Annotated in this window: 14 protein-coding genes; 6 read left to right on the top strand and 8 right to left on the bottom strand. The window is 64.6% G+C overall.

The window, feature by feature from the left end; genetic code table 11:
- Positions 1-190 precede the first annotated feature (190 nt).
- Positions 191-1,228, top strand: a complete 1,038-nt coding sequence (locus ACFVAV_RS33915; RefSeq protein WP_379039729.1) for an MBL fold metallo-hydrolase — start codon at positions 191-193, stop codon at positions 1,226-1,228.
- A gap of 70 nt (positions 1,229-1,298) precedes the next feature.
- Here the strand turns inward: ACFVAV_RS33915 and ACFVAV_RS33920 are convergent, their stop codons facing one another.
- Positions 1,299-2,270, bottom strand: coding sequence for an NAD(P)H-dependent flavin oxidoreductase (locus ACFVAV_RS33920; RefSeq protein WP_379039730.1), 972 nt, complete (start codon positions 2,268-2,270; stop codon positions 1,299-1,301).
- A gap of 173 nt (positions 2,271-2,443) precedes the next feature.
- Between ACFVAV_RS33920 and ACFVAV_RS33925 the strand changes: the two genes are divergently transcribed.
- The 5 genes from ACFVAV_RS33925 to ACFVAV_RS33945 all read left to right on the top strand — a co-directional run bounded on the left by ACFVAV_RS33925 (position 2,444) and on the right by ACFVAV_RS33945 (position 7,055).
- Positions 2,444-4,837 (top strand): nitrate- and nitrite sensing domain-containing protein, encoded by a 2,394-nt coding sequence (locus tag ACFVAV_RS33925; protein ID WP_379039731.1) that lies wholly within the window; start codon positions 2,444-2,446, stop codon positions 4,835-4,837.
- Entirely contained in the window at positions 4,834-5,259 is a 426-nt protein-coding gene (locus ACFVAV_RS33930) for a roadblock/LC7 domain-containing protein (RefSeq protein WP_379039732.1), read from the top strand. Before ACFVAV_RS33925 ends, ACFVAV_RS33930 begins: the two co-directional genes overlap by 4 nt.
- Complete coding sequence (locus tag ACFVAV_RS33935) at positions 5,259-5,633, top strand: DUF742 domain-containing protein (protein ID WP_379039733.1); 375 nt, start codon at positions 5,259-5,261, stop codon at positions 5,631-5,633. Before ACFVAV_RS33930 ends, ACFVAV_RS33935 begins: the two co-directional genes overlap by 1 nt.
- Entirely contained in the window at positions 5,614-6,204 is a 591-nt protein-coding gene (locus ACFVAV_RS33940) for an ATP/GTP-binding protein (protein ID WP_379039734.1), read from the top strand. Before ACFVAV_RS33935 ends, ACFVAV_RS33940 begins: the two co-directional genes overlap by 20 nt.
- Positions 6,205-6,332: 128 nt before the next feature.
- Entirely contained in the window at positions 6,333-7,055 is a 723-nt protein-coding gene (locus tag ACFVAV_RS33945; RefSeq protein WP_379039735.1) for a TetR/AcrR family transcriptional regulator, read from the top strand.
- 10 nt (positions 7,056-7,065) lie between these two features.
- Here the strand turns inward: ACFVAV_RS33945 and ACFVAV_RS33950 are convergent, their stop codons facing one another.
- From ACFVAV_RS33950 to ACFVAV_RS33980, 7 genes are all read right to left on the bottom strand, one after another.
- A complete protein-coding gene (locus ACFVAV_RS33950) occupies positions 7,066-7,257 on the bottom strand; it encodes a ferredoxin (protein WP_379039736.1) in 192 nt (63 codons plus the stop codon).
- 19 nt (positions 7,258-7,276) lie between these two features.
- A complete protein-coding gene (locus ACFVAV_RS33955) occupies positions 7,277-8,413 on the bottom strand; it encodes a CaiB/BaiF CoA transferase family protein (RefSeq protein ID WP_379039737.1) in 1,137 nt (378 codons plus the stop codon).
- 273 nt (positions 8,414-8,686) lie between these two features.
- Positions 8,687-10,060, bottom strand: coding sequence for an aldehyde dehydrogenase family protein (locus ACFVAV_RS33960; protein WP_379039739.1), 1,374 nt, complete (start codon positions 10,058-10,060; stop codon positions 8,687-8,689).
- The gene (locus ACFVAV_RS33965) at positions 10,057-11,595 is read right to left on the bottom strand and encodes an acyl-CoA synthetase (RefSeq protein WP_379039741.1); all 1,539 of its coding nucleotides are present in this window, start codon (positions 11,593-11,595) and stop codon (positions 10,057-10,059) included. The genes ACFVAV_RS33960 and ACFVAV_RS33965 overlap by 4 nt, the downstream gene beginning before the upstream one ends.
- 38 nt (positions 11,596-11,633) lie before the next feature.
- A complete protein-coding gene (locus tag ACFVAV_RS33970; protein WP_379039742.1) occupies positions 11,634-12,038 on the bottom strand; it encodes an SCP2 sterol-binding domain-containing protein in 405 nt (134 codons plus the stop codon).
- Between the two features lie 240 nt (positions 12,039-12,278).
- A complete protein-coding gene (locus ACFVAV_RS33975; RefSeq protein ID WP_379039743.1) occupies positions 12,279-13,262 on the bottom strand; it encodes a MaoC family dehydratase in 984 nt (327 codons plus the stop codon).
- On the bottom strand, positions 13,259-14,140 hold the full coding sequence (locus ACFVAV_RS33980) for an HpcH/HpaI aldolase/citrate lyase family protein (RefSeq protein ID WP_379039744.1): 882 nt from the start codon (positions 14,138-14,140) through the stop codon (positions 13,259-13,261). Before ACFVAV_RS33980 ends, ACFVAV_RS33975 begins: the two co-directional genes overlap by 4 nt.
- Between the last annotated feature and the right edge of the window lie 117 nt (positions 14,141-14,257).

Genomic DNA, 14,257 nt, shown 5'->3' on the forward strand with positions numbered 1-14,257 from the left:
TCGCAGGAGGTACGCGGGCAGAGAACGCCCGCGATCCGGATAGGCGAGCACAGTATGTGCCCCGGATCACATCGGAAGTCTAACATAAGTCGTCTTATCCGCAAGTGCTGCGGGTCACTCGATGGCCGGTTAGTCCTTAATCTAGAGTAGAAACTAGAGTGAACCCTTCGAGCGAAAGAGAGTGGTGCACATGCCGCCGGTTGCCGACCAACCCGAGGACTGGACAGAACCGGGCGCACACCAGGTCACGCAGGGAATCTACCGAGTTCCACTGCCCCTCCCCCTCGACGGTCTCGGGACCGTCAACGCGTACGTCTTGGAGACCGCGGCCGGACTCGTGGTCATCGACCCGGGCTGGTACGGGCCCGCGACCGAAGCCGCGATGACCTCGGCGTTGCGAGAACTCGGCTATAGCCTCGACGACATCACCACCTGCCTGGCGACGCACCATCACTGGGACCACTACTCGCAGGCCTTCGCCTGGCGCCGCACGCTCGGCTGCGAGCTCATGGTCGGCAGCGGAGAACGGCACAGTATCCAAGGATTCCGCGTCGACGCCGGCCGATTCCCCAACCATGCGCAACTCCTCGCCCTCAGCGGAGCGCCCGCGCTCGCGCAGGAGCTCGCCGCCGCGCCCGCGCCCGCGGAAGAAATGGGCGTTCCGTTCGGGTCGCCGGACCGCTGGCTCGAACACGGCGACCTCTTCGAACTGAGCAACGGGAAGATCGAGGTGGTCTCGACGCCGGGCCACACGCGCGGACATGTCGTCTTCCATCACGCCGAGAGTGGGCTGCTGTTCTCCGGCGACCATATCCTCCCGCACATCACCCCGTCGGTCGGTTTCGAATGGGCGCCCGAGGCGCATCCACTCCGTTCCTACATCGCCTCACTCGAACTGGTGCGCGAACTCCCGGATGCCGCGGTGCTGCCATCACACGGTCCGCTGACAGCCAGTGGTCATGGCCGCATCGATGAGCTTCTTGTTCACCATCAGCGCCGGCTCGACGAGATCTGCGATGAGGTCGCCGCCGGTTCGGTCACCGCCTACGAGGTGGCCAGCGCCTTGCGATGGACCCGCCGGGATCGGCGACTCGACGAACTGCCGATCGACCATCAGCTGTCCGCGGTCACCGAAATTCACGCACACCTGGATGTGCTGACGATGCAGGGCCGGGTTAGTTATTCCGACCTGAGCAGCAGTGTGCGCACCTACGCACTCAGCGCGTAACGACAAGACCGACGAAAACAGCCCTTCGGCGGACACCAGGTGGTGTCCGCCGAAGGGCTGGATCAGGCGTTCACCATGCTGCTGCGGTGATTCCGTCCACGGCTCGTTCGTACTCGCCGCGCATCCGTCGCACGATGTCCGCGACGCTCTCGACTCGATCGATCACGCCGATTCCATGACCGGATCCCCAGATCTGACTCCATGCCGCCGGTTTCGACGCGTCCGGCGCGGAGCCGAGCTGCTGCGCAGCACCGGCGGGCAGACTATCGGGGTCGAGTCCCGCTGCCGCGATGCTGCTGCGCAGGAAATTCCCGTGCACACCCGTGAAATAGTTCGAGTACACGATGTCGGACGCGGAACTATCGATAATGCTCTGCTTGTATTCCGGGGCCGCATTCGCCTCCTGCGCAGCGATGAAGGCCGAACCGATGTAGGCGAGATCCGCTCCCGCGGCCTGCGCCGCGAGGACCGAGCGGCCGTGCGCGATGCCTCCCGAGAGCAGCAGCGGCCCGTCGAACCATTGCCGGATCTCCTGCACCAGGGCGAACGGCGACAGCGCACCGGCATGGCCGCCCGCACCCGCCGCGACAGCGACGAGGCCGTCGGCACCCTTCTCGATTGCCTTGCGCGCGAAACGATCGTTGATCACATCGTGCAGCACGACACCCCCATATGAGTGCACAGCCTCATTCACGTCCTCGCGAGCTCCTAGCGAGGTGATGACGAGCGGAACTTCATGTCGCACAATACGTTCCAGATCATCCTCGATACGCGAGTTGCTGCGATGCACGATCAGGTTCACCGCAAACGGTGCCGCTTTACGTCCGCCGCCCACAGCCGCGTCGTGGTCGGCGAGCCGCTCGGTGATCTCGGCAAGCCAGTCGTCCAGCATGCTCGCCGGTCTGGCATTGAGCGCGGGAAACGAGCCGATAATCCCTGACTCACATTGTGCGACAACAAGATCAGGACCCGAGATGATGAACATCGGGGCGGCTACGACCGGCAGCACCAGCCGCGAGCACAAGACATCGGGGAGCATCAACCCATACCTCTCAGGCGTTCCGGTCGACACCATTGCCGCCGTGGATTTTTATCCTACATTAGATTCTTACGATCCGATCCGCAACCTACGCTTGCTGGCCGGAAACCTGCGCTACTCGAAAGTAATTTAATCCATAGTCAAACTTTGCCGATCGGATACGCTACTTTGGGGCAGTGTTCAAGGCCAAGATCGGCATTCGAGGCCGCATCCTCTCCATCGCTCTCGTACCCAGCTTCGCGCTGCTCGCCACCGGATCGGTCATCGCCGGCGTGCTCGTCGACCAGGGCACCGACAACAAGGATTGGGCGGCCCGCGTCGACCGGGACAGCGCGCCCGGCATCACGTTCGCCATCCAGATTCAGCAGGAGCGACGCCTGACCCTGCTCGCCATCACCGGTGACGCAGCGAGTCGGCGGGATCTCGCCCAGCAACGTGTCCGGGTCGACGGCGCCATCGCCGAGATCCTCGCGGCCGGCGCCTCGTTCACCGACATCGATCCGGAACTACTCACGGAAGATGTTGCGAAGGGTCGCGTCCTCGCCGCCCAACTTCCCACGATCCGGCAACGAGCCGACTTCGGCACGCTGCCTCTCGCCGAGGCCTATGACTACTACAACAGCATCCTCAGCGTGTACACCGGCAGCACCGAGCTCATCAGCCGAGACTCCCCGACGCCGGACACAAGCATCGAACTGGCCGTGGCCACTCGACTGCTTCGAGTGGCTGAATCCATGTCCCGTAGCAACGCGCTCGCCATGGCATCGCTGCGGGAAGCTGACCTTTCCACGGATGCGCACAGGCAGTTCGCCTACGACATCGGCACCTACCGCACCGAACTCGCGGCGATAGCCCCACACCTGCCCAAGGGTGAACGTTCGACACTGGAGAACCTCACGACCAGCGCCGCCTGGCTTCGTCTCCGCACGCAAGAGGACGCGATCGTCGATCACCACGACGCCGAACCCACGACCCACACCACCGGCGGGTTTCGCACTCCCCTCGACAATTCCGAGTGGCAGGACGTCGCGACCCAGGTCACCGTCGCTCTGCTCGACCTCTGGCGAGAGCACTACCGGTACGCACTGCACTCGGCGACGAAGGATGGGGATCGTGCGCTCGACCACGCCCTGCTCAACGGCGGCGGGGTGCTGCTGGTCGCTGCCGGCGCCTATCTCGTCGCCGCCCAGCTCTCACGCCGGCTGATTCGGCGCCTGCGCCGGCTCCGAGAGGAGACGCTCGAACTCGCCGACGAACACTTGCCGCGGATCACCACACAGCTGCGTGAGGGATTGCCCGTCCACGCGGAGGACGCGGTACAGCTCGATTTCGGCGACGACGAGATCGGGCAGGTCGCGCACGCGTTCAACCGAGCCCAGGCAGCGGCGGTCGCGGCGGCGGTCGCGGAGGCCAAGACCCGGGCCGGCGTCAACGCCGTGTTCGTCAATATCTCGTATCGGAGCCAAGGCATCATTCATCGGCAGCTCGCGCTGCTCGACAAGGCCGAGCGCACCCAGGAGGACCCGACCCAACTGGAGCTGTTGTTCCGTCTCGACCATCTCGCGACCCGCGCCCGGCGCAACGCGGAGAATCTGATCATTCTCGGCGGTGGCCAGCCGGGGCGCCGATGGCGTAACGCGGTGTCCCTGTCCGATATCGTCCGCAGCGCGATCGCTGAGACCGAGCACTACCAACGGGTCGATCTCGCCCGAGTTCCCGATGTCTCGATCGTCGGTCGCGCCGTCGCGGACACCATCCATCTCCTGGCGGAGCTGGTGGACAACGCAACCGCCTTCTCACCCCCGGAATCCAAGGTCGAAGTCACCGCGCAGGTCGTCGGGAAGGGTATCGCCATCGATGTCACCGACCAAGGGCTCGGCATGTCCGAAGCCGACCTCCAGCTGGCGAACGAGAACTTCCGCAACCCGCCCGATTTCACCGTCACGACACTGTCCGACAACTCACGTCTCGGTTTGTTCGTCGTCTCGCAGCTGGCGTCCCGGCACAATGCCACGGTGCGGCTGACCGAGTCGGCCTACGGCGGAGTGCGCGCCATCGTCGTGCTCCCGACGGCACTCATCAGCGACGATGCAGACGATGCCCTCGTATCCATAGCCGAGCAGCCGTCGATCAACTATCGAAGTTCAGCCCCGATTCAGCTGTCCGAGAATCAGATGCACCTCGCACAGAGCAATCCGATGCCTTCGGTATCGACATCGTGGGATGCCCCATCTGCTTCGATGCGAACCGAAACAACGATCGATTCCCACCACTCGGACTTCGCGAGGATCGATGCGAGCCATGTCGCATCCATCACGCCCGATGGCCGCCCAGCGCTTCCACGTCGTCATCGGCAGGCCAGTATCGCGCCGGAACTCACGAACGAACCGACGGAAACGCCCACTACCGACCAGAAATCCGGCGGCCGCCACCGCGGTAGCGAGTGGACCGCTGATCAGGCTCGGAACGTGATGTCGGCGATCGAGGCGGGAACTCGCCAAGGACGCCAGCCGATTTCGAAGCCCGCCACCAACCCAGACGACCCCTACGAAGACGAAGGCCTGACGTGAACGCTCCACAAGCCCGCAAACTCGATTGGCTGCTCGACGAGCTCGCCGAAAGACTTGTCGGCGTGCACCAAGTCGTTGTGCTCTCCACCGATGGATTGCTGCTCGGGCGTTCCAGCGCCATGAGCGAAGAGGCGGCCGAGCATTTCGCCGCCATGTCTTCTGCGGTGCACAGCCTCGCCCGCAGCGCCGGCCAGCGCTTCGAGGGTGGCGGTGTACGACAGGCCGTGATCGAGCTCGACCATGCCGTGCTCTTCGTCACTTCGGCCGGCCCGAATGCCTGCCTGGCGCTGCTCTCGGAAGCCAGCGCCAACCTGGGCATGGTCGCCTACGAGATGAATCAGACCGTGCAGCGCGTCGGTTCGTTCCTGACAACGGCGCCGCGGCGACCCGACCGCGGGTTGAGAATCGCTCGGACACCCTGATGTCCAGGAGCACATCACAATTCGACGATGATGCGGGCCCGCTGGTGCGTCTCTACGCTGTCGCGCGCGGACGTACCCACGGCGCGCGACCTGATCTGGACATGATCACGATGGTGCTCAGCGTGCACGAGGTGGGGCGCGTCCGCCGTAGCGAACGCGAATACCTGGAGATCATCCGGTTGTGCCGGACGCCGCACTCGGTTGCCGAAGTCGCCGCACTTCTGCATCTTCCACTGACCCTGGCCAAGATTCTCATCGGAGATCTCCTCGCGGATGGCCACCTGATCACCCGGCCGGTCGCTGTCTCGCGGCCGGCTGAAACTCCCGAGTTGGACCTGCTGAGAATGGTTTTGGATGGTATCCGATCGCTGTGACACTGTAACCGCGCCGACACTGGCGGATTCGGTGAAGATCCTCATCTCCGGCGGATTCGGGGTCGGCAAGACGACGATGGTGTCGACCGTCAGCGAGATTCCGCCGCTGCGGACCGAGGAAATACTCACCGAGCTCAGCGACGGTGTCGACGATCTCTCCGGGGTCGAGGAGAAACGGACGACCACGGTCGCTCTGGACTTCGGCCGCGTTACCCTGGCCTCCGACCTGATCCTCTACATCTTCGGCACACCCGGACAGGACCGGTTCTGGTTCATGTGGGACGAGCTGGCAACCGGTGCGCTGGGCGCGGTCGTTCTCGCCGATACGCGCCGAATCGACAGCTCGTTCGCTGCGGTCGACTTCTTCGAACGCCGCGGGTTGCCCTTCGTCGTCGGTGTCAATTGCTTCGACGGCGCTCCCCTGTACAGCGTCACCGAAATCCGCGCAGCCCTGGATCTCGACGAGCACGTGCCGGTCCGGCTCTGCGACGTCCGCGCGCTCGATTCCGCCAAAGAGGTCCTGGTGGAACTCCTCGAGCATCTGCTCTCGCAGCATCCGGCAGCGACCTGAGGCCGGTGTGGACCGCCAGGGACATCGAGCATGGCAGCATATAACACCGATTCAATTCATTCCGTACCATCGGCCATACCACCCTGCTGGCAACGCGTGTTGCGACAGCTGTGCCCTATAGTTGAACGGTGGCTAGAAAATCGAAGTTGCAGGCGGCGCAGGATGACGATCAGTCACCCGATTCCAAGTCGGCCAGGACCCGTCGGCGGATCCTGGATGCAGCTGCCCAGGTGTTGAGCATGAAGGGCTATGCCGGGACGAGGCTCAGCGATGTCGCCGAGTACGCCGAACTCCAGGCACCCGCGATCTACTACTACTTCCCCTCGCGTGAGGAGCTCATCGAGGAGGTCATGTGGAGCGGGATCGCCGATATGGTCCGCCACCTGCAAGGTGTTCTGGACGAGATACCCAGCGATGTCTCGCCGATCGAACGCATCATGATCGCCATCGATGCGCACCTTCGGCATGAGCTCGAGCTGTCGGATTACGCGACCGCGGCGATCCGCAACAGTGGCCAGGTCCCGGAGCACCTCCGGGCCCGCCAACTCGCCGAGGAAGCCAACTACGGCACGATCTGGCGGAAGCTGATCAAGGACGCCGCGGCCGAGGGCCAGATCCGGGCCGAACTGGACCTGCACGTCACGCAGATGCTCATCATGGGGTCGCTGAATTGGGCCGCGGAGTGGTGGACACCTCGTCGAGGTTCCCTGGAGACTGTCATCCGCACGGCGCAATCGTTGATTCGATCCGGGATGGCAACGGCCGAAGCGCCCGGCGAACCGGCATCGCCGCCTCGGCGGCGGCAAGCGCCGAGGCGGGCCGCCGCCAAGACCGACACCGGATCCGCCTGACGGATCCGGGTCACTCCAGAATCTGAAGCGCCTCAGTCGGGCACCCTTGCACCGCTTCTTCGACAGCGGCGAGCTCGTCCTCCGAGATATCTTCCTTGAGCTGGACGAGGTCGCCACCGTCGTCGATCTCGAAGAACGCCGGTGCGAGCGACTCACAGATTCCGAGCCCCGTGCACTTGCTGCGGTCGACAACTACCTTCATCACTGCCTCCTTGGGTGATTCAACCGACTACGCCGCGCTCGATGAGGTCAGTCGCGTCCGCGATCCCCCACTCTTCGAGTACGGCCCTTGTGTGCTCGCCGGGGACAGGCGGTGGACTGCCCAGCGAAGTCTTCGACAGGGAGAAGCGCGGCGCCGGCGCTGCTTGGACAACGCCACCACGGTCGATGATCGATCCACGCTCCTCGACATGCGGGTGGGTCACGGCCTCTCGCAGACTGACGACCGGCGCGACGCACGCGTCCGAACCGTCGAAGACCTCGCACCATTCGGCGAGAGTCCGCGTCGCGAAGGCCGCCGCGATCTTGCCGCGAGTCACCGGCCACTCACTGCGATCGTGTTGCTGCCGTGGTTCGGCGTCGATCGCCAAGCGCGCCAGCAACTCGGCATAGAACTTGCTCTCGATCGCCCCCACGGCCATGTGGCGACCGTCGGCAGTTTCATACGTCGCGTAGTAGGGCGCGCCACCGTCCAGCATGTTCGCACCCCGCCGGTCATCCCACGCCCCGGCATTGAGGAATGCGTGAATTCCGGTGAGCAGGTGCGCTGCGCCATCGACAATCGCCGCATCGACGACCTGGCCCTGGCCTGTCCGCTCAGCGACACGGAGCGCAGCCAGGATCCCCACCACCAGATACATCCCGCCGCCGCCGAAGTCTCCGACGAGGTTCAGCGGCACCTGCGGCGCGCCGTCTGCCTCACCGATGGTGTGCAGGGCGCCCGTCACGGCGATGTAGTCGATGTCGTGCCCGGCGCTCTGCGCGAGCGGACCGGTCTGGCCCCAACCCGTCATCCGCCCGTAGACGAGGCGAGGATTTCGCTCCCAGCACGCGTCCGGCCCCAATCCGAGCCGCTCGGCCACCCCGGGGCGATAACCTTCCACGACGACGTCCGCTCGCTCGAGCAGCGTCAACACGGTCTCGACGGCCTCGGGACGCTTGAGGTCGGCGACGACCGATCGCTTGCCCCGATTGAGCAGATCCTCCTCCGGCTTTCCGGGAAAGACTCCGGCGGCAGCGGGGCGATCGATGCGCACCACGTCTGCGCCCAGATCAGCGAGCATCATCGTCGCGAACGGGCCTGGGCCGATTCCTGCCAGTTCGATCACACGCAAGCCTGCGAGCGGTCCGGTGTTCACGTCTGAACCGTCTGTCCGAACAGTCATTCGTGCTACTCCAATTCCTCTGACACCGTGATGTTCTGAACGCCGTCCAAGACGTGGTGCTGAACCCGGAGCTCGGATGGCGGCGCCGATTCGCTGTCAGGTCTTGCTGCGGTAAGTGGGCTGCCCCGTATTGCCGGGTGCACGCCCTGGGACCGGCACATGACAGGTCGGCACGAGTCCCAGGGCGTGTCTTCCTCGCTGCGGGGAGAGGGTTCACTCGACAGCAAGGAGTGTGAACCGACCGACTCAGAAGATCTTTCGAAGGATCTTCATCGCGAAGTCGGTGTACGGCGGGTAGATGATTCGAAGATCAGGCTTGAATGTCTTCTTCAAGACAGCCTTCCGGTGGCTCAGTGCTTCGAATCCCCACCGACCGTGATAAGCGCCGATGCCACTCGCGCCCACTCCGCCGAACGGCAGCTGTGGCACGAGGTGGTGCATCGCGATGTGGTTGATCACCGCGCCACCCGAGGGGATCTCGTCGACGAGTCGCTGTTGCACCGCTCTCGTACCAGAGAAGAAATAGGCCGCGAGTGGTTTCGATCGCCCGTTCACGAAAGCGACAGCACTATCCAGACTTTCGTAGGACAGCACCGGCAGGATGGGTCCGAAGATCTCCTCCTGCATCAACGGCTCGTCCGGATCCGGGTCGACAACCACCGTCGGTTCGATCGACAACGACGCACGGGTGGCCCGTCCACCGATTTCCACCTTGCCGCGCGTCTGTTCGAGGTAGCCGGCGAGGCGATCGAATTGACGTTCGTTGATGATCCGCCGCCCGTCGGGGTGGCCATCCCGCTCGAACTCGCCGATCCGTTCGATGATCTTGTCCACCAACCGGTCTTTGATCCGGAAATCGGCGAGAACGTAATCCGGCGCGATACAGGTCTGTCCCGAGTTCATGAACTTGACCCAGGCCAGCCGACGTGCCACGACATCCAGATCAGCGTCTGCGGTAACGATCACGGGGCTCTTCCCGCCGAGCTCCAGGGTCACCGGAGTCAAGGTCGGGGCCGCAGCCGCCATGATCTTCTTGCCGACCTCGGTACCGCCGGTGAAGAACGCATGGTCGAATCCCTGCGCCAGCAGTTCCTGGGTCACGACAGCATCACCCTCGACGACAGCGACGGCATCGTTGTCGAGGTACTTCGGCACCAGCCGGGCCAGCAGCGCCGAGGTCGACGGCGCCATCTCCGAGGGCTTGATCACGGCGCAGTTGCCCGCAGACAGTGCCGCGACCAGCGGTCCCAGGGCCAGCAAGACCGGATAGTTCCACGGCCCGATGACCAGGACGACGCCGAGCGGCTCGTACTGGATCCATGCCGAGCCCGGGTACTGGATCGGCGACAACGGCTGGCGCTGTCGCTTCATCCAGCCGCGCAGATGCTTGATCGCGAAGACCGCTTCACCCCGGGTGGAGGCGATATCGCCGAACCAGGATTCTTGCTTGTTCCGTCCCAGATCTTCGGCAAGCGCGGCGATGATCTCGTCTTCGCGCTCGTCGAGCAGTCTGACCAGGTTCTGCAACTGGGTGAGCCGCCAGTCGACACCACGGGTCCTACCCGAGGCGAATCCCTGCCGCATCCGCTCCATCACGGCAGGTACAGACCCGGCGGTCATCGGGGGCTCGCTGTGTACAGCTGTTCCAGCTCACGCTTGACCAGCTTGCCGGTCGCGGTGCGCGGCAGGGAGTCCACGAAGTCCACGGTCTTCGGAGCCTTGTAATGGGCCACTCGCTCGCGGGCGTACTCGACGATCTCCGCCGCGGTTTCATCGCTACCCGGGATGCCGGGCTGCAGCTGGACCACAGCCTTGACCTGCTGGCCCATTTCCTGATCGGGAACACCGATCACAGCCACATCGAAGATCGCGGGATGCAGGGTGAGAATGTTCTCGACCTCCTGCGGGTAGATGTTCACACCGCCGGAGATGATGACGAAAGACTTCCGGTCGGTCAGGAAGAGGTAGCCGTCCTCATCGAGGTAGCCGAGGTCACCGACCGCAGTCCATGCCGGATGCTCAGGATGCTGGGCGGCGGCGGTCTTGTCCGGATCCTTGTGGTAGGTGAACGGCAGGGTCTCGCGTTCGAAGTAGACCGTGCCGACCTCGCCGGCCGGCAACAGCGCGCCGGCGTCATCGCAGATGTGCACCGGTCCGAGCATGCTGCGCCCCACCGAGCCCGGCTTCTTCTCCGACTCCGCGCTCGTGATCACGGCCAGACCGTTGCCTTCGGTGGAACCGTAGTACTCGACGAGAATCGGCCCCCACCACTCGAGCATCGCGGACTTGACCTCCGGTGGACACGGTGCCGCCGCGTGCACCGCCAACCGCAGACTCGAGATGTCGTAGCGATCGCGGACCTCGGCAGGCAGCTGCAGCAACCGCACGAACATGGTCGGAACAACCTGGGTGGCCGTGATCCGGTACTGCTCGATCGCCCGGAGCATGTCCTCCGCGCCGAACTTCTCCATCATCACGACGGTTCCGCCATAGGCCTGGACGGCTCCGCACCATCGCAACGGCGCGGCATGGTAGACCGGCGCCGGCGACAGATAGATGTCGGACTCGTTGATGCCGAAGAGCTTCCCGACGGCCATGGTGAGCGGATCACCCGGCTGGTCCACCGAGATGGGCAGCAGGGGCGGCTTGATGCCCTTGGGGCGCCCGGTCGTACCGGAGGAGTACAGCATGTCGGACCCACGGGGCTGTTCCTCGAGGCGCTCGCCCGCACCAGCCAGGCTGTCGGCGTACGACCGATAACCCGCGACGTCCCCACCGAAGGCCAGCCACTGCTCGACCCCCGGAACCAGGTTCTGTACCGCGTCGGCGAGCTCGCCGACCCCGGCGGATGCGAATACCACCTTCGCATCGCAGTCCTCGACGATGTAGGCGGCCTCCGCGGGTGTCAGATGCCGGTTGATCGCCGTCACATACAGGCCTGAACGCAGTGCAGCCCAGTAGATTTCGAAACATTCGGGAGCATTGTCGGACAGCATCGCGATCACATCGCCGGTGCGCAGCCCGAGGTCGTGCAATACCCGGGCCAGCCGTGCCGAATTCTCATCCAGCTCGCGGTAGGTGATCGTCCTGCCGGAACCAGCCATGATCACGGCGGGCTTGTCCGGTGTCGACGCAGCGTGGACGCCTGGAAACATTGTGCGATTCCTCTTCGCTAGATCCGTTGCTCTGCCGTCTAGACCAGGAGGTCCGCGCGACCGTCTTGCTTCAGGCTGTCGATGTAGACCGGGTAGAGCCTGCTGCCCAGCGGAGCCAGCTTGAGCATGCTCGCGATATTCCCCCCGATCTTGATCTTGCCCTTCGCCATCGCGAGTGGCAGATTGACCTTTCCTTGCCAGTAGGCGTTGCCCGTGTCCGCAGTCATCCGCATGGTCGCGGTCGCCTTGCCGAAGCTCTCCTGGCCCAGCTCGATCACGCCCTTGGGCGCGTCGATGGTCAGGAAGACGTCTGGATCGGAGAAATCGAAGCCGAGCACAACGCCGGTCGCAGCCAGCTTCGGGCCGATCTCCGGGTCGGCGAATGCCGACTCGAAGATCCCGCCGATGTACTTCTGCACCTCGCCCGCGTCCTTGAAGGCCATGTCAGTTCCTCTCCCACGGGGCGCCGCCCCTGCGTTCATAGAATATAACTTCGATTTGAATTCCGTACGAGAGTTCGCTGGACTCCTTCGATCGGGATTCCGGGCGACCATCGACGAGTGCGCCATGTGGCGTGCCTCATAGGCTGTAAGAGCATCGTAAGCATAAGTCGACTTACGCGCAAGGGGTGCTCGGTCCCCTACAGCGGTCCCCACGCCGCCACCTGCGCGAGCGCGAGGGGATCAGGCGAACAGTGCCACGTAGCGCCAGTCCAGGACGCGGCGTTCACCCTCGGGTACCGAGCCACCACGGGCGAAGACCTCCGATCGAAGATGCACGAGGCGAGCGCCCGTAGCGGCCGCATCCACCTTCTCGACAGCGATCACGCTGCGCACAGTGTCACCTTCATAGACCGGACCGACGTGGTCGCAGCCGTGCCAGCCCAGCACCGTCACCAGGCCCGGAAACGCCCGGGAAGCCTGGGACATCGCGATGCCGATGGTATGACCGCCGTACACCAGCCGCCGGCCGCCCGCCGCATGCTCGTCGTGGTGCACCTGAGCGACATTCAGGCTGATACGGGCGAGCTGAGGAGCCGCGTCGACCACGTCACCGCCGATCACCTCGACTTGCTCACCGGCATCGGGAACAGCGGAAGGCATGCCCGAGGTGAGCGCGGCCGAGTCCCAATCATCAACCGCCGCAATCCAGTTCGCATCCGAACCGGATCCGATTCGGTCGAGATCATCCGCGTGGCCCGTGTCGCCATCAGTGCGCAGGGGAAGCATGGCACAGCGCCAGAAGTCCAGCACATCCCGGCCATGCTGGTCGACGGTGTGGATACGCAGCGCGACGAGACCCGTCGAAGCGCGATCCGGACGACGCCGATTCTGACGCAGCCCTTCGACCGTCGTCGTTGTCGTGAGCGTGTCGCCCAGGTGCGGGGTGCGCCGGAAGACGAGACCGCGATAGAACAGATTGGCTTTGACGTGGTGGGTCACCACGGTGGACTGGCCTATCGCCACATCCCACACCAGCGCTGGATGGGCGAGACCAGGCGCGCCCGTCACCGCAGCCGAGAGCCCGTAGTCGAGCGGCAGGCGCAGCCGATCGCCGACCACCGACTGGTGCAGCGCGGACAGCCCGTCGGTCAGGGTGACCGACGGGGCGGAGTCGAACACCTGACCCTTTTCGAGTTCGTCAAAGTACGGCCCTTCCGCCCTCACAGCGCAACTCCGATCTTGAGCAGGGTGCGGCGAGCGGCGACCGCCACCGCTTCATCGATCATCTGACCGTCGAGCTCGACCGCACCACGACCACTGTCATGAGCCGCCGCCAGCGCATCGACCACCCGCCGCGCGTACTCCACCTGCGCGCTGGACGGCTCGAACGCGAGTGTGATCGCGTCCAGCTGACGAGGGTGAATCGCCCACTTGGCATCGAACCCCAGCTGGGCCGCGTGCCGCACCGCCGCGTGAAACGCGTCGTCGAGCCCCACTCCGAGGAACGGGCCGTCCACCATGTCCAAGCGATTCGCGCGTGCGGCTGTGATCATCCTGTCCTGTACTCCGATCCAATACATCGGATCGAGTCCAGCAGCTCGGCCCAGCGATGCGGCGAGATCGGCGTATCCGGTGATCAGCGCCGAGAGTCGTCGTGGCGTGGCCGAGGCGATCTGATCGATGCGGCTCAGCCCGTCCGCCGTCTCGACAAGCGCTTCCAGCGCAAGCGGCTCAGCGCCCGCGACATCGGACTCGATGCCATCGAGCAGGCGGTCGGCGAACTCGAGGTCGCCCGGGGACTCGACCTTGGGCAGCACGATCGCGCTCGCCGGGACCGACGACCGAACAACCGCATCGAGATCGAGATGGCACCAGCGAGTCCGGGTTGCGTTGACCCGGACCGCGATCGACGGCAGCGCGGCGAAGTCGCTCCAGTCGATGGTGCCCAACAGCGCTCGCGCCCGATCCTTGTCCGCCGGCGGCACCGCGTCCTCGAGATCGATCACGACCTGATCCGCACCGGACCCCATGGCCTTGCGGATCTTGTACTCGTCACCACCCGGCACGCAGAGCACCGACCTCCGCGGAGAACGTCCCGTCATCTAGCGACCACCCTTCCATATTTTAATCTATGTTAAAGTATACCCACACCTGTAGCAGATCGACGAGGGAGTCAACAGTGAGCGAACTGTCCGCCGAGGAACAGCAGATCGTGGCGA

It is taken from the genome of Nocardia sp. NPDC057663 (assembly GCF_042799895.1).
In the GTDB taxonomy this organism is placed as follows: domain Bacteria; phylum Actinomycetota; class Actinomycetes; order Mycobacteriales; family Mycobacteriaceae; genus Nocardia.